At 58.3% G+C, this 20,444-nt stretch carries 23 protein-coding genes; 10 read left to right on the top strand and 13 right to left on the bottom strand.

All coding sequences use genetic code 11. The features are described from left to right. Nucleotides 1-84: 84 nt before the first annotated feature. The 5 genes from QP982_RS07180 to QP982_RS07200 all read right to left on the bottom strand — a co-directional run bounded on the left by QP982_RS07180 (nt 85) and on the right by QP982_RS07200 (nt 6,032). A complete protein-coding gene (locus tag QP982_RS07180; protein WP_048732261.1) occupies nt 85-1,263 on the bottom strand; it encodes an IS1249 family transposase in 1,179 nt (392 codons plus the stop codon). 335 nt (nt 1,264-1,598) lie between these two features. Continuing rightward, nucleotides 1,599-2,870: a divisome protein SepX/GlpR gene (gene sepX, locus QP982_RS07185; protein ID WP_070601711.1), complete on the bottom strand. Its 1,272-nt coding sequence runs from the start codon at nt 2,868-2,870 to the stop codon at nt 1,599-1,601. Nucleotides 2,871-3,043: 173 nt separating this feature from the next. Beyond that, a complete protein-coding gene (locus QP982_RS07190; protein ID WP_048733595.1) occupies nt 3,044-3,676 on the bottom strand; it encodes a GNAT family N-acetyltransferase in 633 nt (210 codons plus the stop codon). A gap of 30 nt (nt 3,677-3,706) precedes the next feature. Next, nucleotides 3,707-4,978, bottom strand: coding sequence for a molybdotransferase-like divisome protein Glp (gene glp / locus QP982_RS07195; RefSeq protein ID WP_005511382.1), 1,272 nt, complete (start codon nt 4,976-4,978; stop codon nt 3,707-3,709). 79 nt (nt 4,979-5,057) lie between these two features. Continuing rightward, the gene (locus QP982_RS07200) at nt 5,058-6,032 is read right to left on the bottom strand and encodes a UTP--glucose-1-phosphate uridylyltransferase (protein ID WP_016423265.1); all 975 of its coding nucleotides are present in this window, start codon (nt 6,030-6,032) and stop codon (nt 5,058-5,060) included. Nucleotides 6,033-6,164: 132 nt separating this feature from the next. Here QP982_RS07200 and QP982_RS07205 point away from each other — a divergent pair, with 132 nt between their 5' ends. From QP982_RS07205 to mscL, 3 genes are all read left to right on the top strand, one after another. Further along, entirely contained in the window at nt 6,165-6,839 is a 675-nt protein-coding gene (locus QP982_RS07205; protein ID WP_049189707.1) for a 5-formyltetrahydrofolate cyclo-ligase, read from the top strand. Nucleotides 6,840-7,018: 179 nt separating this feature from the next. Next, entirely contained in the window at nt 7,019-7,510 is a 492-nt protein-coding gene (locus QP982_RS07210) for an SAF domain-containing protein (protein WP_258867152.1), read from the top strand. A gap of 251 nt (nt 7,511-7,761) precedes the next feature. Further along, nucleotides 7,762-8,178 (top strand): large-conductance mechanosensitive channel protein MscL, encoded by a 417-nt coding sequence (mscL, locus tag QP982_RS07215; protein WP_048733605.1) that lies wholly within the window; start codon nt 7,762-7,764, stop codon nt 8,176-8,178. A gap of 280 nt (nt 8,179-8,458) precedes the next feature. On the opposite strand, the gene QP982_RS07220 is transcribed toward mscL, so the two are convergent. From QP982_RS07220 to QP982_RS07245, 6 genes are all read right to left on the bottom strand, one after another. After that, nucleotides 8,459-9,028: a MogA/MoaB family molybdenum cofactor biosynthesis protein gene (locus tag QP982_RS07220; protein ID WP_005511427.1), complete on the bottom strand. Its 570-nt coding sequence runs from the start codon at nt 9,026-9,028 to the stop codon at nt 8,459-8,461. 72 nt (nt 9,029-9,100) lie between these two features. Continuing rightward, nucleotides 9,101-10,420 (bottom strand): S1C family serine protease, encoded by a 1,320-nt coding sequence (locus QP982_RS07225; protein WP_070549887.1) that lies wholly within the window; start codon nt 10,418-10,420, stop codon nt 9,101-9,103. A 158-nt stretch (nt 10,421-10,578) separates the two neighbouring features. Beyond that, entirely contained in the window at nt 10,579-12,135 is a 1,557-nt protein-coding gene (locus QP982_RS07230) for a sensor histidine kinase (RefSeq protein ID WP_284870360.1), read from the bottom strand. Beyond that, nucleotides 12,135-12,827, bottom strand: coding sequence for a response regulator transcription factor (locus QP982_RS07235; protein ID WP_005511429.1), 693 nt, complete (start codon nt 12,825-12,827; stop codon nt 12,135-12,137). The genes QP982_RS07230 and QP982_RS07235 overlap by 1 nt, the downstream gene beginning before the upstream one ends. Nucleotides 12,828-13,069: 242 nt before the next feature. Further along, complete coding sequence (gene rpmF, locus QP982_RS07240) at nt 13,070-13,243, bottom strand: 50S ribosomal protein L32 (protein ID WP_005511439.1); 174 nt, start codon at nt 13,241-13,243, stop codon at nt 13,070-13,072. A 21-nt stretch (nt 13,244-13,264) separates the two neighbouring features. After that, complete coding sequence (locus QP982_RS07245; RefSeq protein ID WP_005511390.1) at nt 13,265-13,531, bottom strand: type B 50S ribosomal protein L31; 267 nt, start codon at nt 13,529-13,531, stop codon at nt 13,265-13,267. Between the two features lie 456 nt (nt 13,532-13,987). Between QP982_RS07245 and rpmB the strand changes: the two genes are divergently transcribed. The 7 genes from rpmB to QP982_RS07280 all read left to right on the top strand — a co-directional run bounded on the left by rpmB (nt 13,988) and on the right by QP982_RS07280 (nt 18,512). Next, nucleotides 13,988-14,224, top strand: a complete 237-nt coding sequence (gene rpmB, locus QP982_RS07250) for a 50S ribosomal protein L28 (protein WP_016423274.1) — start codon at nt 13,988-13,990, stop codon at nt 14,222-14,224. Nucleotides 14,225-14,227: 3 nt separating this feature from the next. Beyond that, nucleotides 14,228-14,392, top strand: coding sequence for a 50S ribosomal protein L33 (rpmG, locus tag QP982_RS07255; protein ID WP_005511413.1), 165 nt, complete (start codon nt 14,228-14,230; stop codon nt 14,390-14,392). 3 nt (nt 14,393-14,395) lie between these two features. Further along, nucleotides 14,396-14,701 carry a 30S ribosomal protein S14 gene (gene rpsN / locus QP982_RS07260; RefSeq protein ID WP_005511414.1) on the top strand — a complete coding sequence of 102 codons (306 nt, stop codon included), beginning with the start codon at nt 14,396-14,398 and terminating at the stop codon, nt 14,699-14,701. Between the two features lie 14 nt (nt 14,702-14,715). Then, nucleotides 14,716-14,967: a 30S ribosomal protein S18 gene (rpsR, locus tag QP982_RS07265; RefSeq protein ID WP_005511410.1), complete on the top strand. Its 252-nt coding sequence runs from the start codon at nt 14,716-14,718 to the stop codon at nt 14,965-14,967. Nucleotides 14,968-15,132: 165 nt separating this feature from the next. Next, on the top strand, nt 15,133-16,068 hold the full coding sequence (locus tag QP982_RS07270; RefSeq protein WP_070851283.1) for an AEC family transporter: 936 nt from the start codon (nt 15,133-15,135) through the stop codon (nt 16,066-16,068). Between the two features lie 54 nt (nt 16,069-16,122). Beyond that, complete coding sequence (locus QP982_RS07275; protein WP_070841144.1) at nt 16,123-16,848, top strand: TIGR03089 family protein; 726 nt, start codon at nt 16,123-16,125, stop codon at nt 16,846-16,848. A gap of 53 nt (nt 16,849-16,901) precedes the next feature. Next, nucleotides 16,902-18,512, top strand: a complete 1,611-nt coding sequence (locus tag QP982_RS07280) for an FMN-binding glutamate synthase family protein (RefSeq protein WP_284870361.1) — start codon at nt 16,902-16,904, stop codon at nt 18,510-18,512. Between the two features lie 20 nt (nt 18,513-18,532). Here QP982_RS07280 and purE read toward each other — a convergent pair whose 3' ends face one another. Together purE and QP982_RS07290 are read right to left on the bottom strand one after the other, a co-directional pair. After that, nucleotides 18,533-19,009, bottom strand: coding sequence for a 5-(carboxyamino)imidazole ribonucleotide mutase (purE, locus tag QP982_RS07285; protein ID WP_049171375.1), 477 nt, complete (start codon nt 19,007-19,009; stop codon nt 18,533-18,535). A 117-nt stretch (nt 19,010-19,126) separates the two neighbouring features. After that, nucleotides 19,127-20,416 carry a 5-(carboxyamino)imidazole ribonucleotide synthase gene (locus QP982_RS07290; protein WP_080969567.1) on the bottom strand — a complete coding sequence of 430 codons (1,290 nt, stop codon included), beginning with the start codon at nt 20,414-20,416 and terminating at the stop codon, nt 19,127-19,129. Nucleotides 20,417-20,444 lie beyond the last annotated feature (28 nt).

A 20,444-nucleotide genomic window follows, 5' to 3' on the forward strand; every position in this document is an offset into this window, starting at 1 on the left:
CGGTAGCACTGCGGCAGCGAAAGGCCAGCGACTTTAAGGGTTAAACGACAAAATGTGTGTCTGGCTCGGCGTGTCGCGCGGGGGTTAGATTTGGCCTTTCTGGATGCCGATTGAGTGGGTGTAGTCGGTGTCGATAGCGTTGTCGTAGAGGGCTGGTCGTCCTGTTTCGTGGTCGGCTTGGTTCTCGTGTTGGGTCAGGGTGGAAACTTTGGCGAGTTGGTCCTGGCCCCAGTTGGACTGCCTGGCGATTCGTGCTGGATCGTCGGGCAGTTCGGTTTTTAAGTAGAGCCACCAATCCAGCATTCGGCGTTGTCGTTCGCCTGATCTGCCGCGGTGTGTTCTGGCAAGTAGTTTGATCTGGGAGTTGATGCCGCCTTCAAGGCTGTTGGTGGTGGATTTAATCCGGTTTTTCTCCAGCACACCTTCTGGTGGGGTGAGGTAGACAAACAGCAGTTCGGAGCGCCAGAGGTGGTTGAGGCTGTTGTAGGCCTTGCGCACGTTGTGATGTGTCCACGTGCGGGTCCATGTACCTGTTTTAGGGTCTTTGACCGTGGTTTTCTCGTCCATCCAGGAACGGTAGATCGTGGAGAATTCGTGCAGTTGTGCACCCCATGCTGCTGCTTGGTCCAGGGTGGTGATCCGGGTCAGTTTCAGCGCCAGTCGGTAGATGGTGCGCCCGGCATCAGTCCGGGGCCGTGAGGTGGTGTAGCGGCGTACAACGCGTTGGGCGTGGACGAGGCAACGCTGGATTTTCGTGGTGGGCCAGCACTTTTTGATCGCGCTAAACGCTCCCTGGCCGCCATCGATAACGGCGATAAGTGGGGCTTCGATGCGCTCGAGAAGTCGTTGGTAGTCGCGCGTGGTTTCGTGTTTGCACCAGTGCCAGGCGATGACATGGTCGATAGTTGCGGCAATGATCAAACAGCCGCCGGCGGTATATGTGCCGTCTAGAAACACCTGGTCGTAAACCCGCCCGATATGTCCGATGGTGGGATCTGGTACGTCAACGAGCCAGAAGGGTTCGAAGCGGCGTTGCAGTGTGCGCGGTGAGCATCCCACACGACTGGCAACGGTATCGAGGCTGGCGCCAGTGGTCAGGTGGTCAATGAAGGCGGCAAAAACCGTGGAATTGGTGATGTCGCTGCGGCGCTTCACACTCGACGCGCCGCAGTGTTTGCATCGCCACCTCGTAGTTCCTTTGCTGGTAGTGCCGTTGCGTTTCATCTCATCGCCGCAGTGGCAGCGTGGTTGGTTCTTTGACATTGCGACACCACACCACGCCGCGTGTAGCACATCACTGCTGCCACACCGCGGATTTACCGTCCCGGAGCCAAATATATGCTCCCGGAGCATATATTTCTCTGAAACCTAGAGGTCAACCACTACAAATCACCGAATCCAGACACACTTTCTGTCGTTTAACCCGACTTTAACATGCAAAAAGGCTTCTCCCAACCCCTCGGGAGAAGCCTTCCGCCAAACACACCCGGTGTGTCATGTCTTAGGTAGTGACATCGTAACAGGCCGAGTTTCTAACAAAAAATCGCGCTGACGTGCTCAGACAACTTTAAGGTTGTTCTACGGCTCAGCTCACAGGACTAGCTCACGCGAGCCTGCGGCATTTCGTCGTAATCGTCGTCATCAAAGCGGTAGTCAGCGTAGGCCAGATCTGCGAAATCCGGGTCCTCATCATCAAGCTCGACTACTACCGCGCCGGGACGGCGCAGTCGCTGTGGAATTCCCAGCTCATCATCCTCACGGTTACGTACACCGAGGCGGGCCATCTTCATACGGCGAATTCGGCGAGCCCGCAGTTCCTGCTCTGCACGCACGGTGCGGCGCAGGTTGACCAGATACAGGGTCATCAAGCCGACACCGACCAGTGGAATCCACCAGGTCCAACCACCGGCGAAAGCAGCGATGATGACCGTGACCGCGATGAACGCTGCCAGCCCAGCAACCGAACGGCGGCGGCGGGCAAAGCGAGTCTCAGCGTACTGGGCATCCGAAATCGGATCGAACCCACCACGACCACGGCGCTTCTCAGCGAACGCGTAATCATCTTCGGTCAAGGTGTCATCGACAGCGACTGCGTCATCGTTGGACTCGACACTGTGGTCGCTGTCGTCCTCGACGGTCTCGTCGGGTTCCGCCTGCTCGTCTACGGTGTCTGCTGCCTCTTCAGTCTCAGAGAGAGCCTCAGCGTCCGCGTGCTCAGCGTCAGCCGCGGCACCGGAATCAGCGTCAGATTCAACGGCATCTTCGAACATCAAGTCATCGGCGTCGACAAACTGACGGCGAACGTCAACGCTCACATCGGAAGAGGACTCATCTGCACGAACCACGTCACCTTCGGCGGAGGCAACGGCGGAGTCAGATTCAGCATCCTCGTCATTAACGACAGCCTGCAGCGACTGGTCTGCAGACTCATCATCGGACACGTCCATGTCAGAGCGGTCAGAAGACTCAGCAGTGGCTTCCTCGGTAGCGGAATCATCCGCCTGCGGGGTCTCCTCTTCTGCATCTGCCGCTTCCAGCTCGTAGACGATATCGCCGTCAACGACGGCCGGGTCGGCCGCCTCGTCCACGGTGTCGTCGATAAGCACGTCGCTGACATCGAAGTCATCGTCGACCTGCGCGTCAACGGTTTCGAGAGAATCGTCGACTTCTTCGGCTACGCGCACGTCCGACTCCTTAAAAGACGGACGGCGGCGCGTCGTGGCCAACTCCTCGCCACCACGATGCAGCACGCGGGTCTTACCTAGCGCATCGGAAGTACGACGAATCGGCTTGCGCGTATTGACCACCAGCGGGGCCAGCACAAACAGCCACAGTACAACGATGAGTATCAGCAACAGTGAAGTTGACATATTTTGTGTCTCCTTGCGATTTCGCCCGGGGTTTCGCCGTCTCTCCCCGGCCCAAATACGCCACCCACATGCCCTTCCACAGAGGCATTTGCGAAGGCAGTCAGCGTATCTAGAGCGAATTCGCCCAATAGTAGAGTTGTCATCACCCTATCGGCGTGTGTTACTCAGACTACTCAGGCGCGCCGTTGCGGTGGGTATTTCTCCGCCTCTTCATATTGCGCGCGACCACTCGCCACGATGAGGTCCACTGCACTGTCCTCCCCCACCCGCGCATAGGTCAGATGATCGCGCCACGCGCCATCCATATGGAAGGCTTCCCGCGCCACGCCTTCGTACTCGAACCCACAGTTTTCCAGCACGCGTATCGACGGGACATTGCTGTCCAACACAGTCGCTTCAATTCGGTGGACGCCAACTCTCTTGGCATAATCCGACGCCAACGCCACTGCCGCAGTGGCGACCCCTCCACATGTAAAGCCGCTGCCGACCCAGTAGCCAATCCATGCGTGAGCGACGGGGAAAGGCGTAATACCGCCGAGTGTGAGCATGCCGGCGAACTGGCCGTCTACCTCAATGGTGGAGACAATCATGTCTCCCGCAGCCTCTGAACGACGCCAACTGCGCAGGTTACGGCGGAAAACAGAAGCCCTGTGGGCGTTATCCCAGTCGTCCTCGAGGGTTGGCTCCACGGGGCGCAAAATGGGCTCGTCACGCAGCCGCAGTGCCCGCCATGCAGAGGCATCAGAGCGCTCTGGCACACGCAGGCGGACTCGGCCGCCACTGGTTACTAGACGAGAAGTACGCACAGCAACAATACTCGCGGTAGTGGAGTGAGGTTAGGCCTGGCGCGCCATGAACAGCACGTCAACTACATCTCCCGGACGCACGTGCAGCACGTCTTCCGGAATCACGATGAGGCTGTTGGCTTCCGACATACCGGCCAAAAGGTGGGCTTGCGCACCGCCGGAACCTCCCAGCGGCTGCACCATGTATTCGCCGGTCTCGCGGTCACGCATGAGCTGGCCACGGATGTAGCCACGGCGCTTCTCCGCCGACTCAATCGGGCCGACAGCACGAGCGGTGACAGCGCGGCGGCGGGGATTGCGCTTACCCAACGCCAGCCGAATGAGGGGACGAACCATGACCTCAAAAACGACCAATGCGCCGACCGGATTCGACGGCAGGAGGAACGTTGGAATCTTGTCATCTCCCAGCAGACCAAAGCCCTGGACCGAACCAGGATGCATAGCGATGCGGGAAACATCAACCTCGCCCAATTCAGCCAGCACACGGCGAATCTGCTCACCCGCGGCACCGCCGACAGCCCCCGTGATGACCAAAAGCTCACTGCGAATGAGCTGGCCTTCGATGATTTCCCGGATGCGACGGGGCTCACCGGTGGCAATACCCACTCGGTGTACCTCGGCCCCGGCATCGCGGCCGGCTGCTGCCAACGCGTAGGAGTTGACGTCGTAGACCTGACCGAGCCCCGGCGTGCGGTCAACATCGACCAACTCATTACCAATGGAAATCACGGACATACGCGGCTTAGGGTGCACCAAAACCTTCGAACGCCCCACCGCTGCCAGCAATCCGACCTGTGACGGCGAAATTACCGAGTCCAATGACACCGCCACGTCACCCGGCTGCACGTCGTCGCCAACCTTGCGCACAAAGTCACCGGAGTAGACCGGATGGAGAACATTAACTCGACGGCCACCGCGGTCGGTCCAGTTTAGGGGCACGACGGCGTCGGCAAGCGATGGCAGCGGCGCACCAGTTTGTACGCGCACGGCCTGCTTCGGCTGTAGCCGCATCGGGTGGTGAGATCCGGCTGTCACCTCACCGACAACAGGTAGCTCAACCTCGCGAAAATCAACATCACTCTGACGCGCATCCGGAGGTAAAGACCCAGATTCACCGACGATATCGACAGCCCGCACCGCATAACCATCGATTGCTGACTGCACGAACCCCGGCAACGGCTGCTCAGCGATGACATCCTCAGCGCACAGCATGCCGAGGGATTCCGAAATAGCAACGCGCACAGGATCAGGCATCACAGCGTGTGCGGTGATTGCCGCCAACTGTTCTTCCACAGAACGCATGTTTTACCTTCCTCGGCACCAACCCGCGGTGCGCTTTATGGCTATTCAGCTTCTCAGTACAAGCCTCTATAAAAAGGCTTTAAGCCTGTTCATCCTGCGCCAGACGCTGCTGCATGTAGTCGCGCAGCCCCTCGCCGTAGTCCGGATGCCTGAGTCCAAAGTCTACGCAAGCACGAATGAAGCCACCAGGATTTCCCAGGTCATGGCGGAACCCCTTGTGAACGACCACATGAACCGGATGCCCCTCTTGAATCAGCAGCTCAATTGCATCGGTGAGCTGGTATTCGCCGCCCTTACCGCGCGGGATGCGACGCAGCGCATCGAAGATGGCGCGATCGAGCAAGTAACGTCCGACTGCAACGAAGTTGGATGGAGCATCCGCAGGGTCCGGCTTTTCCACCATGCCCTTGACTCGCTTCACATCGTCCCAGGCATCAGCGTCGGCCGCGTCAGCACCGAGCTCACCAGACTCCGCCGGGGTGGCGTCCTCAATATCGAAGACACCGTAGTTGTAGACCTCTTCATGAGGAATTTCCAGCGCACACAGCACCGAACCACCAAAGCGCTCGCGCACTTCCGTCATCCGATCCATCACGCCCACTGGGAGCACGAGATCGTCGGGAAGCATGACAGCAACGCTGTCCTCATCGTCTTCGAGCAGCGGCTCTGCGACCAGCACCGCATGCCCCAGGCCCAGCGGTCGATCCTGGACAACGGATTCGACGCGGATAACCTCGGTGGCGCGGCGTACCTTCGCTGCAATCTTGTCCTTGCCACGCTCGGCGAGAGTCTGCTCAAGGTCCGGGCGCGGGTCGAAGTGCCCAAGCACGCCATCCTTACTCGGCGCTGTGACAATAGCCAGGCGTTGCGCACCAGTGGCGGCGGCCTCTTCAGCAATCATCTCGATGCCCGGCGTATCAACTACGGGCAGCAATTCTTTCGGCACTGTCTTGGTGGCAGGCAAGAATCGCGTACCCATGCCCGCGGCAGGAACGATGACAGTTCGAACCGGAGTAGTCATGTCCGAACCAGACTCTTTAGACGATGAGACCATAATGGCAACGATACCTATATAACTTCCATTTGCTCGGAGGCTGACCCCGCTTTTTCAACGCATTAATCAGAAATTTTCTCCTGCGCTGACGACAGAGGTCGCTCCCCTACCTGACAGAGTAGGTTTGCAGGTATGGCTCCGCTTCCCGAAACCACGTCTGATTTCAAAGCCCGCACACGGCACGAGGTACTCGCCGCACGCGCCGCCAAGGGGCAGCGTGAGCGCATGCTTGACGACGAAGCACTGGTACAGCGGTTGCAAGAATGGTTATCCAATACCGTCGGCGACCTCGCAAAACCCATCATTGCCGCCTATGTCCCCGCTGGCGACGAACCCGGCGCAAGCGTTTCTAGTTCGACTGGTGGTGAGCCCGGCCAGGGCTTTGTGGAAGCTCTGGCCAACGCGGTTCCCGGAGCACGAATTCTGCTTCCCGTCTGCCCGCCCGGTCCACCACAACCGCTGCACTGGGGTTACTACAACGGCAGCTTCCACAAGGGCCGATTTGGACTCTTAGAACCTGTTTCGGTGGAAGACTCTGCTGACCCAGCTGAGCTGGGTGTTGCCGACGCCATTATCCTGCCGGCAGTTGCGGCCGACCCCGCAACCGGGATGCGGTTAGGGCGTGGCGCTGGTTACTACGATCGCAGCTTGGTTTTCGCTCGACGCGACGACGATACGGATGGAGCGAGAACTGCGGTCATCGCTGTTGCGGTTTTCGACACCGAATTGCGCACGGAGCTTGCCTACGATGAGCACGACATTCCTGCCGATTATGTGATCACGCCAGCGGGGATTTCACAGATTTAATGGAACCGATTCCGGTTTAATGGAACCGATTCCGGGTTTTTCGCGCCTAACCTAATATGAGCCCAAAACACTCGTCCCGGTTTCCGCGTCCATTCCGAAAGCCCCGCCCCGCAACTATTCGGCGAATAGTTGCAGTCACAGTTTTCCTATGTGCCGTCGGACTGGCGGCGGTGGAGTCATTGACACCTCGCAGCGGCCATATCCGGGTCATGATTAGCGCCAAGTCCATTGCCGCTGGCGCATCGGTGGCAGAACAAGATGTGGCTTTCAAGGACATTCCCCGGGATCTCGTTCCTGGCGGAGCCGTAACGGACATCGCTGCTGTGCGGGGACGCACCCTGGCCACCGGCATGTCACCAGGAGAGATACTTACAGAGCAGCGAATGGTCGGCCCATCACTAGCCAAGTCGTTGACCGGGACGTCGGAAAGCAAAATTATTGCCATCACGTTGACTGATGTGGGCATCGTGTCCGCTCTTCGCACTGGTGACAGCGTGGATATTGTGTCGACCGCGGATGAGCGCGGGATGGCGGCACCGCTTGCACACGGAGCGAGAGTGGTCAACATCGTCGACGATGAGGTGGTTTTGGTTGCACTGCCCACCGGCGCCGCGGAGGTGGTGGCAGCGACATCGCTAACGTCCCCGCTCACACTGTTACTCGCGGGATAGTGACCAAAATCTCATTGATTACCAGATTTTATGCCCCTGAACAGTGCTTTTTGCAGAAAGTTGACTTGTCCCATAACTTAGCGAAGGGATACAATGGACAGGCAATTCAAAACTACGATGAGAGCTAAGAAGAGTGGCACTGCCAGACATCGCACTGCCCCGTCTCTGAAATCGTAGGGGCCTGCACTGAGCAACGCGATGACTCACAGGTCTCGTTTGGTTTGTTCCGTTTCTACAGAAGGAAATTTCCTATGCTTAAGGGCTTTAAAGAGTTCATCATGCGCGGCAACGTCATCGACCTGGCGGTCGGTGTTGTCATCGGTGCTGCGTTCACCGCAATCGTCACTGCTTTCACCGACAGCCTGCTCGAGCCGCTGTTGAACACCATCGGTGGCGCTGAGGTCACTGGCCTCGGCTTCGAAATCATCAGCGGCAACCCGTCGACCTACCTTGACTTCGCGGCTGTCATCACCGCAGTAATCAACTTCCTGCTGGTCGCAGCGGTTGTCTACTTCGTCATCGTTGCTCCGATGAACAAGTTCAACGAAATGCGTGAGGCTCGTCTGGAGACCTCCGCCGAGCCGGAGGTCACCGAGGCTGACCTGCTGACTGAGATTCGTGACCTGCTGGCAGAGCAGAACGGCAAGCCGAAGACGGAGCTGAACTAGCCTCTAGCTGCTAGTTGCAGGCTTCCGATAAGAAGCGAACTAATGCTTTTACACAGCGCTCATCCCCAATGGGGTGGGCGCTGTTTTATCCAATAGTCCACATCAAAATCACGAGCATCCTCCGGGGATTCATCGTGATAGTGCACTGTGCGCGCGGTTTTCGCACTGCGTGACTGGGCAAAGTTTTTCGCCGGTGCACCTGCGCGGCGGCGCTGCCTACGGCTTCCACTGCGCGGCGCAGCTTGCTCGGGCTGATTGGGCTGCTTAGCGTCGCCCATTCCTAAACGCTCCAGCGGCAGAGATCATCAAGCACATGAGAGACCAGCGGGAGAATTGTCGCCATGCCATCGCGCACTGCAGCGCGAGACTCCGCGAGATTGATAATCACTGTCTGACCGGACACACCGGCCAAACCGCGGGACAGACCGGCATCCAAGGCGCCAGCTCCCATACCGGAGTTACGAATAGCCTGCTCGATGCCCTGCAGTCGCACATCGAGAACCTTGCGAGTGGCATCCGGGGTCTTCGCACGAGGCCCAACACCAACACCGCCCACCGTAACGACCAAATCTGCGCCACCGACAACAGCGGTATCTAGGGCCTTCCGGATCTCACGCTTCACTGCACCCGTACTGACCACAGCATCGACCGAGTAGCCGTCTTCTTCCAACAGCTCAACCATGAGCGAAGCCGCACCATCCGGGTTCTCAAAATGGTCGCCCACGAGGACAACAAACGCATTTCGAACCTGGCCGTCGTCGTTGATAAGACGCTCCATCTCAGCGAGGTTGACGTCACTTGGCTCAGTACTCACGGTTTCACTCATCTGCTCTATCTCGCTTTCTCCCACAGCTTTTCACTCGAAGTTTCACTCGAAAACTCTTCTACAGATGGTGAGGTACTAACTCCACCACGCTGCCTATCAATCCTGGGCTTCTACCAAGGTGACATCGACCGTTCGCTCGTTGCCGCCTCGCTCATCTGTAACTGTAAGTGTGACAGAATCCCCAATCCGATGCGACCGAATAGCCGCAATTAGTGCAACGCCGTTGTCAAGTGTGCGGTCATCAACCTTGGTAATCAGGTCACCATCTTTCAGTCCCGCCTTATCAGCTGGGCCGTCTGGCGTTACCTCTCGCACCAGTGCACCACGTGCAATCGGACGCGAATCAATCTGGGCACCAATGACAGGCATCCGCGCCTTACCGGAATCAATCAGGTCTTCCGCTATGCGACGAGCCTGATTAACCGGAATTGCGAAACCAAGGCCAATGCTGCCCGCCTGTTCCGATGCCTCACTGTTAGAGGCAATCACGCTGGGCACACCGATGAGGTTGCCTTCCATATCCACTAGCGCTCCGCCGGAGTTACCAGGATTAATCGCCGCATCGGTCTGGATTGCATCAATGACCGAGGACTGCCCGTCTTCACCAGCGGCGGTCACTGGACGGTTTTTAGCGGAGACAATGCCCTGCGTAACAGTGGAGGTCAGCCCCAGTGGCGAACCAACGGCCACCACTTCCTGGCCAACCTGGACCTGCGAGGAGTTACCCAGAGAGATTGGGCGCAGCCCGTTAACACCTTCAATTCGAATAACGGCAATATCAGTCGCCGCATCCCCTGCAACCAGAGTTGCCGGGTGCGTGGTGCCGTCGGAAAGCAGGACTTCCATATGTGCGTCCGGACCTGCGCCTGCGACGACGTGATTATTCGTCAGCACCAGGCCGTCGGACGACAGAATGGAACCTGAGCCCGACGCCGTGCCCCGCTCCGAGACAGTGGTGATGGAGACGACACTGGGAAGGACCTTCTGCGCGACCTTCTCCACGGACCCCTCAGCTGCTGCTACCTGACGGGTTTCCGCAGGCTTATCCAGCGCGTTGTCCGCGGGAGCCGACGACTGCGAGTTGTGAACTACCCATGCGCCGACACCGCCACCAATACCGGCCGAGCACAGCATCAGGGCAGCGACTGCCAGCGCCCCCATGCCCTTAGCCCCCTGGGCACCCTTGGTCTTCTGCTGATTGGCCGCAACATCCCACTCTGAACCGCCTCCGTAAGCGCCGTTCGGCTGAGACGGGATGGTGTTGTAGTGGGAATTCTCCCAGCCGCGCTCGTCGGCAGAAAACTGGTTTGTCTCACCAGCATTCCCCATGGCACGGTTCTCGCTGAAGTTGTGAGACTGCGAGGAGTAGTGTCCCCGCTCATCTCCTCGCGAGGAATCGTTGAAAGAGTTGCTCATACGTAATACCTTGCACTGTCTGTCTAACAATTGGCTGAGAGCAGTCTGCAGTCTCGCCGAAAATTCCCCGAATGAAACACCGAATCCCCGCCACGCACTTCCTTAAAAGGCTGCGCGCAGCGAGGATTACATCAGCTTTGACGTGGGGTTATGCGTTTCTAGCTAGGCTCTTGAGCGGAATCGGAGTCTTCATCTTTTCCGCTGTCCGGACTGCCCGGCAGCGTCACTCGCATCAAGGCACCGCCATCATCGGACTCATCGGCAGTAATCGTGCCCCCGTGGCGGACGATGACCGACTTCACAATGGCCAAGCCCAGGCCGGATCCAGGCATCGACCGCGACTGAATGGAACGGTAGAAACGCTCGAAGACCTTGTCTCGATCTTCCTTCGGGATACCTGGCCCCGAGTCCGCCACCGTGAATTCAGCAACAACCTCGCTGAGCGGCGTCAGACGAACCCGCACGGTGCCATTTTCTGGCGACCACTTTGCAGCATTGTCCATCAAGTTCAAAACTGCGCGACCAAGCCCCGCCGAATCCCCGTAGACATACCACGGAGCAGTCTGTACATCGAAAGTAATATCCGGACGACGACGCTCAACACGCGCCAGCGACGTGGAAATGATTTCGTCGACATCGACATGCTCAATAACCTGTTGCGGGCCATCTTCGCGTGCCAGATCAACGAGGTCACCGACCAACGTCGACAACTCTTCCAGCTGTGCGATGACGTCAGCTTCCAAATCCGCGCGATCCTCATCCGAGATTACCGCTCCCGAGCGGGAGGCCATCATCAGCAGTTCAATATTTGTGCGTAACGACGTCAGCGGAGTCTTCAACTCATGACCAGCATCTGCAACCAGCTCCGCCTGCTTAATGCGAGACGCTTGAAGTGCAGCCAACATCTCATTGAAGCTGCGGGTAAAGCGCGCAAGCTCATCGTCGCCCTCCACAGGGATTGGGCGCAGCTCGTCAGTCTCCGTCACTCGCTCCGCGGCAATGCGCAGCCGAGTGACCGGACGCAGACCCGTTGTTGCCACCGTAATACCTGAGCCGATTGCGAAGAGGATGCCGATAGCAGAGATACTCAGCAGCACTGCACTGAGCGCTTTCAAGACCGACTGCGTCGAGCTCAAGTCCTGCGAGAGGATCAGCGTCGCACCGTCTTCGGCGCGGACAGCATATACGCGACGGCCGTTGTACTCATCAGTGCGAATCGATTCCTGTCGATTCCCCCGCAACACCGCCAGTTCGGGGCCACCAATAGAGATTGAGCCACCGCCCTTACCCGCCACACTGCCGTGGGCAAAGTACACCGCGTCCAAATCGGGGTTCAGAATCCTATTTGAGTCCGCTTCAAAGGAGGGGCCAATGGCAAACTCCGAAGCGTACGGTGACATAAGCAGCTTTTCCGCCTGGCTACGGAGGTTACTGTCCACCTCACGGTACAGCGCTGCCTGCACAGTAAAAAACGCAGCCAACGTCATCAGCCCCACCGACATCGCCACAATGAGCGCCGTCAGAATAGTCAGCCGCCAACGCAGCGAAGGGATACGCGAACTCCGCGGCAGGCCGGGAAGCGATTCCCCTGCCCTCGTCTCAGCATTCGCGGACTTCTCTTGCTTACCGACGGTACCTTGCCTCGGAGTGGCCTCCGTGGCAGAACGCTGATTTGATTGCACGCCACCGCCGGTCGAACGACGACGGCGCAACATCACGGTGCGGTCTCCCGCATCACATAACCGACACCACGAACGGTGTGAATCAGACGCGGCTCTCCCTCTGCCTCCGTCTTGCGGCGCAGGTAGCCAATGTAGACCTCCAGCGCATTGCCGGACGTCGGGAAGTCATAACCCCAGACATCCTCCAAGATGGCGGTACGGGAGAGTACACGCCGCGGATTGCTCATCAGCAGTTCCAGCAGCGCAAATTCTGTACGTGTGAGACTAATGCGGCGTTCACCCCGGAAGACCTCACGAGTTTCCGGATCCAGGGAGAGATCCTCAAACTGCAGAGTTGCGGCATCTTCCATCGCAGGCACTTCCAGAGCAGACCGACGAAGTAGCGAACGGACACGAGCGAGCAGCTCTTCCAAAGCGAAAGGCTTGGGCAGGTAGTCATCTGCGCCGGCATCAAGACCAGCTACGCGCTCGGAGACCGAATCACGTGCAGTCAACATCATGACCGGCAGATCATCGCCTTCGCTGCGCAGCCGACGGCAAACATCCAGGCCGTCGAGCTTCGGCATCATGACATCCAAAATGGCCAAATCCGGACGATCCTTGGCAATCTTTTCCAAGGCCTCTGCGCCATCCTCGGCGAGCTCGACCGTGTAGCCATTAAAAGTCAACGATCGCCGCAACGCTTCGCGTACCGCTTGATCGTCATCAACTACCAAAATCTTCATACTGCCCATTGTGCCTTGAAAATATAAGGCGAGTGTAAATGTGACACAGATTCTTCGTGAGAGAGCTCGCATAAAACCTGGCCATAGAACTCAAAAAACCTCACCCCATCGCCAAGTACAGGCGATGGGGTGAGGTTTAAAAGCTCTCTATCAACTGTTCCTTACGCACTGAACGCACTCTGGGCGCGCGAAGCGCTCTGCGGTTCAGCGAGGAACGTTGTCAGCATCCTAAAAGATGCGCGTTAGAACTTCTCGACGTCAACCAGGCCGAGCTGAACAGCCTTGGCGATGCGACGAGGAACGTTGTAGACGCGGCCGTTTACCTTGACTTCCTGGAGAGCGACGTTGTTGCTCTTCCACTGGGAACGGCGAGCGCGGGTGTTAGCACGCGACATGCGACGCTTTGGTACTGCCATTTTCTTATTCCCCTCCTATTCTTAGTTCTTCTTCGCGCGGCGAATGCGGTTACCGTAACGGCGCTGGAACTTCTCGACGCGACCAGCGGTGTCCATGACACGCTGAGCACCGGTCCAGAACGGGTGCGACTCGCTGGTGACGTCAACGACGATCAGCGGGTACTCGTTACCGTCTTCCCACTCGACAGTGCGGTCGGAGGTGGCGGTGGAACGGGTAAGGAAAGAGTGACCCGTGCCTGCGTCCTTGAAAACCACCGGGTGGTAATCAGGATGGATGTCCTTCTTCATTAATTCTCGTTTCCCTCAGGATTGAACTTCAGGTCGCTTTCCCCCAGCTAAGAGTGAGAGAATCGTGCCTGAGTTGGGTACGAACACGACTTACAATGACACGCACCAGGTCAATACTTCTACAAACCGGCACGTGACACTCGATGGAATATTACAGGCTCGAGCCCGAAAATTAAAAAAAGGCCCTACACTAAAGCCCGTCGACAAGCACGAACTCTATGACGACGCTCGAGAGTCGCCCCGAGAAAACCACAGTGGAACAGCGATTAGGTTATCCCGCAACTCGTGTGTAAACTGTTCTCTCGCTGTTGTCTAGTTATTCGTTTACGCGCTCAGCGTCGAGTGTCAGTGGGCAGCGCCCCGGAAAAGGCCAGGTGGATTCCTCGGTTATTCAATAATCCGGTGTGGCGCACCAGTGATTTCGGCATTGGGCGGCAAGGAAGCAAAGGAATCCCTATGTCGGCGATTTGCCAGGTTACGGGACGCAAGCCGTCTTTCGGCAAGACCGTGTCCCACTCCCACCGGCGCACGTCGCGCCGTTGGAACCCCAACGTGCAGCGTAAGAAGTTCTACCTCGCCTCTGAGGGGCGTCACATCACTCTGAATGTGTCCCCGAAGGGTCTGAAGACCATCGACAAGTACGGTATCGAGGCTGTTGTTGCTCAGATTCGTGCACGTGGGGAGAAGATCTAAAAAATGGCACGTAATGACATTCGTCCAATCATCAAGCTGAAGTCCACTGCGGGCACCGGTTACACCTACGTGACCCGTAAGAACAAGCGCAATACCCCGGACCGTATCACCATTAAGAAGTACGATCCGGTTGTCCGCAAGCACGTCGAATTCCGCGAGGAGCGCTAATTCATGGCTAAGAAGTCCAAGATTGCCAAGAACGAGCAGCGCAAGGAAATCGTCGCTCGTTATGCAGAACGTCGCGCTGAACTGAAGCGCATCATCAAGTCCCCGCACTCCACTGACGAAGAGCGCATGGACGCACAGTACGAGCTGAACCGTCAGCCGCGTGACGCGTCCCCGATTCGCGTCCGCAACCGTGACGCTGCAGATGGTCGCCCGCGCGGCTACCTCCGCAAGTTCGGTCTGTCCCGTGTCCGCGTTCGTGAGATGGCCCACCGTGGCGAACTCCCGGGCGTCCGTAAGTCCAGCTGGTAAGTCGAGGAGCACCAATGAAGCGCAATCACTCTAACAAGAAGGCGCGGATGGAGCAGTCCCGCCGCCCGAAGAAGAACCCGCTCAAGGCCGCAGGCGTTGAGAAGGTTGATTACAAGGACATTAACCTGCTCCGCCAGTTCATCTCTGACCGTGGCAAGATTCGTTCCCGCCGCGTCACCGGTCTGACTCCGCAGCAGCAGCGCCAGGTCGCTACCGCTGTGAAGAACGCCCGCGAGATGGCACTCCTGCCGTTCACCAGCCGCTAAAGATGGCTGGTCGGCGGGAGCCGATCATTCGAATACCCGCCGAAAGGCCTTATTTACGCGCTGGCCGCATGACGATACATGCGATAACAGCGTAAAACGGACTCAGTCCTTCCCCACCAAGGGGATTGGATTGGGTCCGTTTTTTATTGTCTAAAATATGCACTTATGCCCGCTCTCACCGAAATATTCACCGGCTTTGGTTCCGTCGCAGTACTGATCATTGTTGGCTGGTTGTTTGGGCGCAGTGAGATCGTCGATAAGCGGGCATCTTTTACCCTGAATATGGTCGTGTTCTGGATTGCGATGCCGTGCATGCTCGCGCACACGCTCGCGACGGCGGATTCGGCGAGCATCTTCGGTTCGGCGTTTGGCGTCGCGGCACTGTCGGCGCTTGGCACGGCGGCGTTTTACCGGATCTTTGTGGCACCCATGTTCAAACAGCGCGGCGCCGATGCTGTGGTCGGCGCGATGTCGTCGAGTTACAACAACGTCGCTAATCTCGGCGTGCCCATCGCTGTCGCAGTGCTTCACGACGCTACCGCCGTCGTCCCAGCCCTTATCTTTCAGATTGCCTTCTATGCGCCCGCTTCCATGACCGTGCTGGAAATCCTCACTAACCGCGGTCATTTCCGACCGCGCAATGTCATCATGGCACCGCTGAAGAACCCGATCTTTCTGGCGGCGATGGTGGGACTTGCGGTTAATGCGTTTGCTATCGAAGTACCTCAGTTCGTAGCGCATCCAGTGGGGCTATTGGGGCAGGCCGCGGTGCCAATGGCACTTTTGGCCTTCGGTATTAGTTTGCATGGCATGCCGTTTATGGAAGCCGGCCGCTCCCCTCGTCGCGCCGTTGTGGTGGCGTCTACGCTGAAGCTTTTCCTGCACCCCGCGCTGGCTCTCCTGTTCGGCCATTTTGTCTTTGGTCTCAGCGGGCATGCGCTGCTGGCAGCTGTGATTATCGCCGGCCTGCCGACAGCCCAGAACGTCTACACCTTCGCCTCCCGTTTCGGCCGGAACCTTGAGCAGGCGCGCGATTGTGGCGTGATTACGACAATCGCCTGCTTGCCGACGGTCCTTTTGTTCACCCTGCTGTTGAGTTAGGTGGCTAGTTCTTCACGCCGACGGCATCGCGCAATTCTCGTTACCCTTGGAGGCGTGGAGATTCTGAAGACACTTCTCGAGGCTGACCCGTCCGTGCCTCGTTTGACCTGTTATGACGAAACTACCGGCGGTCGTACCGATTTGTCGGCTCAAACTCTGGACAACTGGGCCAGCAAGATCGCCAACATGCTGCACGATGAGTTCGACCTTGTCGCTGGAGATCAGGCGTGGATTGACCTGCCGCTGATTTGGCAGTCCGCCTGCATCATCCTCGGCTGTGAGCGCGCTGGTGTCACCGTTAGCGATGAAGAGCCGCTGGTTGTTTTCACCACTACCGCTAACGTCAGTTCATGGGAAGAGAAGTTCCCGGACGCCTATATCGCCGTGCTTACTGACGATTCCTTTGGCCGCGGTGTCGTGGAATGCGGTGATGATATTCCACCGGGAGTCATTGACTTCGGTCCGGAAGTTCGTTTCCACCCAGACGCGTATCTAGGCGCAGGCCCGGACTCCGACCAAACCCCCGTTATTGGGGAGAAGTCTGCTGCTAATCTGCTTTCGTCGGCTGGAGACTACGCGGATGAAATGCAGCTCACTCCCGGTTCTCGCATTGTTTCCGACGGCTGGCTGGAACCTGATTCTCCACAGGTCAGCGCGGATAAATGGGCACGTAATGTGCTGTCCGCTTGGGTTCGTGGAGGTGCTGCCGTCGTCGTGCGCGGTGGCGATAACGAGCGTGTCGCTGCTATTTCTACGGCCGAAAAAGCCCGTGTGATTTAATCACGTCCCCTCCGACGAGAGGCGCTTTCGGCAGTCGCGATAACCTGGAAACCGTGATTACCCGACCATATATTCTTGCGATTCTCGCCCTCATCAACGTCTTGGGCGCACTGGCTGTATGGGATTTGAGCCCGTGGTGGTGGATTCTGATGGCCTTCATCCTCTTCCTGGATGTTGTGGCTATCTATGACATGCTTCAGCGGAAGCACTCCATCTTGCGGAACTTCCCGGTCATCGGCCATCTGCGCTACATGGGTGAGACCATTCGCCCTGAGATGCAGCAGTACTTCATCGAGCGCAATTTCGACGGCGCTCCGTTCGACCGCGATACTCGTACCGTGGTCTACGAGCGTGCGAAGGGGCTGTCCTCAAAGAAGTCCTTCGGTACTGAGCGAAAGATTAACGCGCCCGGTTACGAGTACGTCCGCCACTCGATGGCGCCGAGCCAACACGTCATCGAGGATCCGCGCGTAGATATCGGTGGCCCGGACTGCACCCAGCCGTACTCAGCGTCTATCTTCAACATCTCAGCCATGAGTTTCGGCTCTCTGTCCCCTAACGCTGTCATGGCAATGAATAAGGGCGCGAAGCTGGGCAACTTCGTACAGGACACCGGCGAGGGCGCTATCAGCCCTTACCATTTGAAGTATGGTGCCGACCTCTATTGGCAGCTGGGTTCCGGTTACTTCGGTGCGCGTACCGAGGATGGCGACTTCGATCCGGAGCTCTTCCGCGAAAAGGCTAAGATTCCGCAGGTCAAGGCAACCTATCTGAAGGTTAGCCAGGGCGCAAAGCCTGGACTCGGCGGCATGCTGCCAGGTCACAAGGTCAATGAGGAAATCGCGGCTACTCGCCACGTACCAGTTGGCAAGGGTGTGATGAGCCCGCCGTACCACCGCGTCTACTCCACCCCGCGTGAACTTGTTCGGTTTATGGGCACCATGCGCGAGCTCAACGGTGGCAAGCCGGTCGGTTTCAAGCTGTGTGTTGGCTCCCAGCTTGAGTTCCTCGCCGTGTGCAAGGCCATGCTGGAAGAGAACATCACCCCGGACTTCATCATCGTCGACGGCGCTGAAGGCGGCACCGGCGCTGCACCGCTGGAATACTCCGACCGCGTTGGCCTGCCGCTTACCGACGGCCTGATTCTCGTCCATAACGCGCTCGTAGGTGCCGGTCTGCGAGATCGCATTAAGCTCGGTGCGTCCGGCAAGGTCATTACTGGCTTCGATATTGTGAAGCGCATGTGCATCGGTGCTGACTTTGTGAACTCGGCTCGCGGCATGATGATGGCCACCGGCTGTATCCAATCTCAGCTATGTCATACAAACACCTGCCCGGTGGGTGTGGCTACCCAGGATCCGAGCCTGTGGAAGGCCCTGGATGTCGACGACAAGGGTCAGCGTGTGGCCAACTATCACAATGCCACGGTCGCGGAAGCAGCTAGCCTATTGGCATCGATGGGCCTGAATAGCTTCTCTGAGCTGGGGCCGTCCCACCTGCTGCGGCGCACCAATGAGCAGGTCGGTGAGACCTACGCGGAGCTCTACAACTGGCTGCAGCCAGGCGAGCTGCTGAGCGGAACTCGCTTCCACAACTGGGCCGAAGCCTGGGAGACCGCCGACCCGGACACGTTCCACTACCCCGCAGTTCATATGCGCGGGTAGTTCGGGGCTGGTTGCGCGCCCTACTCACCCATCAGCTTCTTGCGCAGACGCTCGTCCTTTTCCAGGACCTGATCGCGCATGTTGGCCTGGTAGTTCTCCATCGCCACAATGAGCTCCGGGTAACCGGCCGAGAGAATACGCACAGCCAGCAGGCCAGCGTTCTTAGCGCCGCCCACACCGACGGTTGCCACCGGAACGCCGCCCGGCATCTGAACGATTGACAGCAGGGAATCGACACCCTCCAGGTTCTCCAACGCGCGTGGCACGCCGATAACCGGCAGCGGAGTGGCCGACGCAACCATGCCCGGCAGGTGTGCTGCACCACCGGCGCCAGCGATAATGCAGCGCAGCCCCTTGTCAGCGGCGGACTTTGCGTAGTCAATCATGCGTTCCGGAGTGCGGTGTGCAGAGACCACACCTACCTCAAAGGGAATTCCGAACTCAGCCAAGACCTCCGCTGCGGGCTCCATGGTCGGCCAATCCGAGTCCGACCCCATAATCAGACCGACCAGCGGACCGGTTACGTTGGCCAACTTCGGGCTTGCCACCTGGTTTGCTTCAGCCAATGTTGTCTCCTTGAGATAGCAATCTAATTCTTATACAGCGCCAGCCACCTATGCGGTGTAGCCGTCTGCCCACACGCCATCGACGATGTAGCCAGCAGCGAGGTTGGCAACCCGCCGGGTCTCCGCGATGCCTTCCGGGCTTGCGTCGTAGCCGCACAGGTTGACGTGCCCCAGCTTACGTCCAGGGCGCCAATCCTTCCCGTACCAGTGAATCTTCGCTGATGGGAAACGACGCCATACCTCAGCAAAACGCTGTGAAATAGGTACATCCGAGGCCTCATCGCCACCGAGCGTATTGACCATTACCGTCACCGGCGCAGTCGGGCGAGTGGAACCCAGTGGCATGTCAGCAACTGCACGCAGGTGCTGCTCAAACTGGCTGGTCTCACAGCCGTCCTGCGACCAGTGACCAGTGTTGTGTGGCCGCATGGCCAACTCGTTGACAAAAATCTCCGGATTGCCGTCAGCATCGACGGTTTCGAACAGCTCAACTGCCAGCGCGCCGGTTACTCCCAGCTCGGAAGCGATGGTCACACTGAGCTTTTCGGCCGCTCTCGCAAGGTCGTCGGCAAGCCCTGGCGCCGGGCAGATTGCCTCAACACAGATGCCGTCACGCTGCACGGACTCGAGGACCGGCCAGGCCTTGACCTCGCCCGACGGCGTGCGCGCACACATGGCCGACAACTCACGAACCAGCGCGACCTTCCGCTCGGCCATCAGCGGCACATCTTTGCCCAACAGCTCGTCGACAAGCGTGCGCAGATTCTCGCGGTCCTTCGGGAACCACACGCCGTGACCGTCGTAACCGCCGCGGCGAGCCTTCAGGCAGACGGCACCATCAACGCGGTCGAAGAATGCTTCGGCATCCTCGGCGGACTCAATTGCAGCGTAGGCAGGTACTGGAGCGCCCAGTTCCTCCAGGCGCTGGCGCATCAGCAGCTTATCCTGCGCGTACAGCAACGCCGACGGCTGAGGCTGAACCGAGTAGCCCATCTCGGTCAGCTTGTTGAGGAATTCGGTGGGAACGTGCTCATGGTCGAAAGTCACGGCCTGCGCACCGGCGACAGCGCGCTCAACATCTTCCCAGACGTGGTAGTCGCCGATGATAACGTCCGCACACACCTGCGCTGCGGAAGCATCCGGCGAACCGGCGAGCAAACGGATGGACTGTCCCAGCTCAATGGCCTCAGTCTGCATCATACGAGCCAGCTGACCGTCACCAATCACCGCCACAACCGGCACGCCATCAGCATGCGCGGGATGCTGCGCAGCAGTTAGCGCTGCAGCGGAATTAGAAGTGGAATTAGTGGAGTTTTCAGGGGTATCCGAAGCAATCACACCCCTGATTGTAGGTTATGACCCAAAA

The sequence above is a fragment of the Corynebacterium sp. MSK019 genome (assembly GCF_030232425.1).
Taxonomy (GTDB): domain Bacteria; phylum Actinomycetota; class Actinomycetes; order Mycobacteriales; family Mycobacteriaceae; genus Corynebacterium; species Corynebacterium jeikeium_D.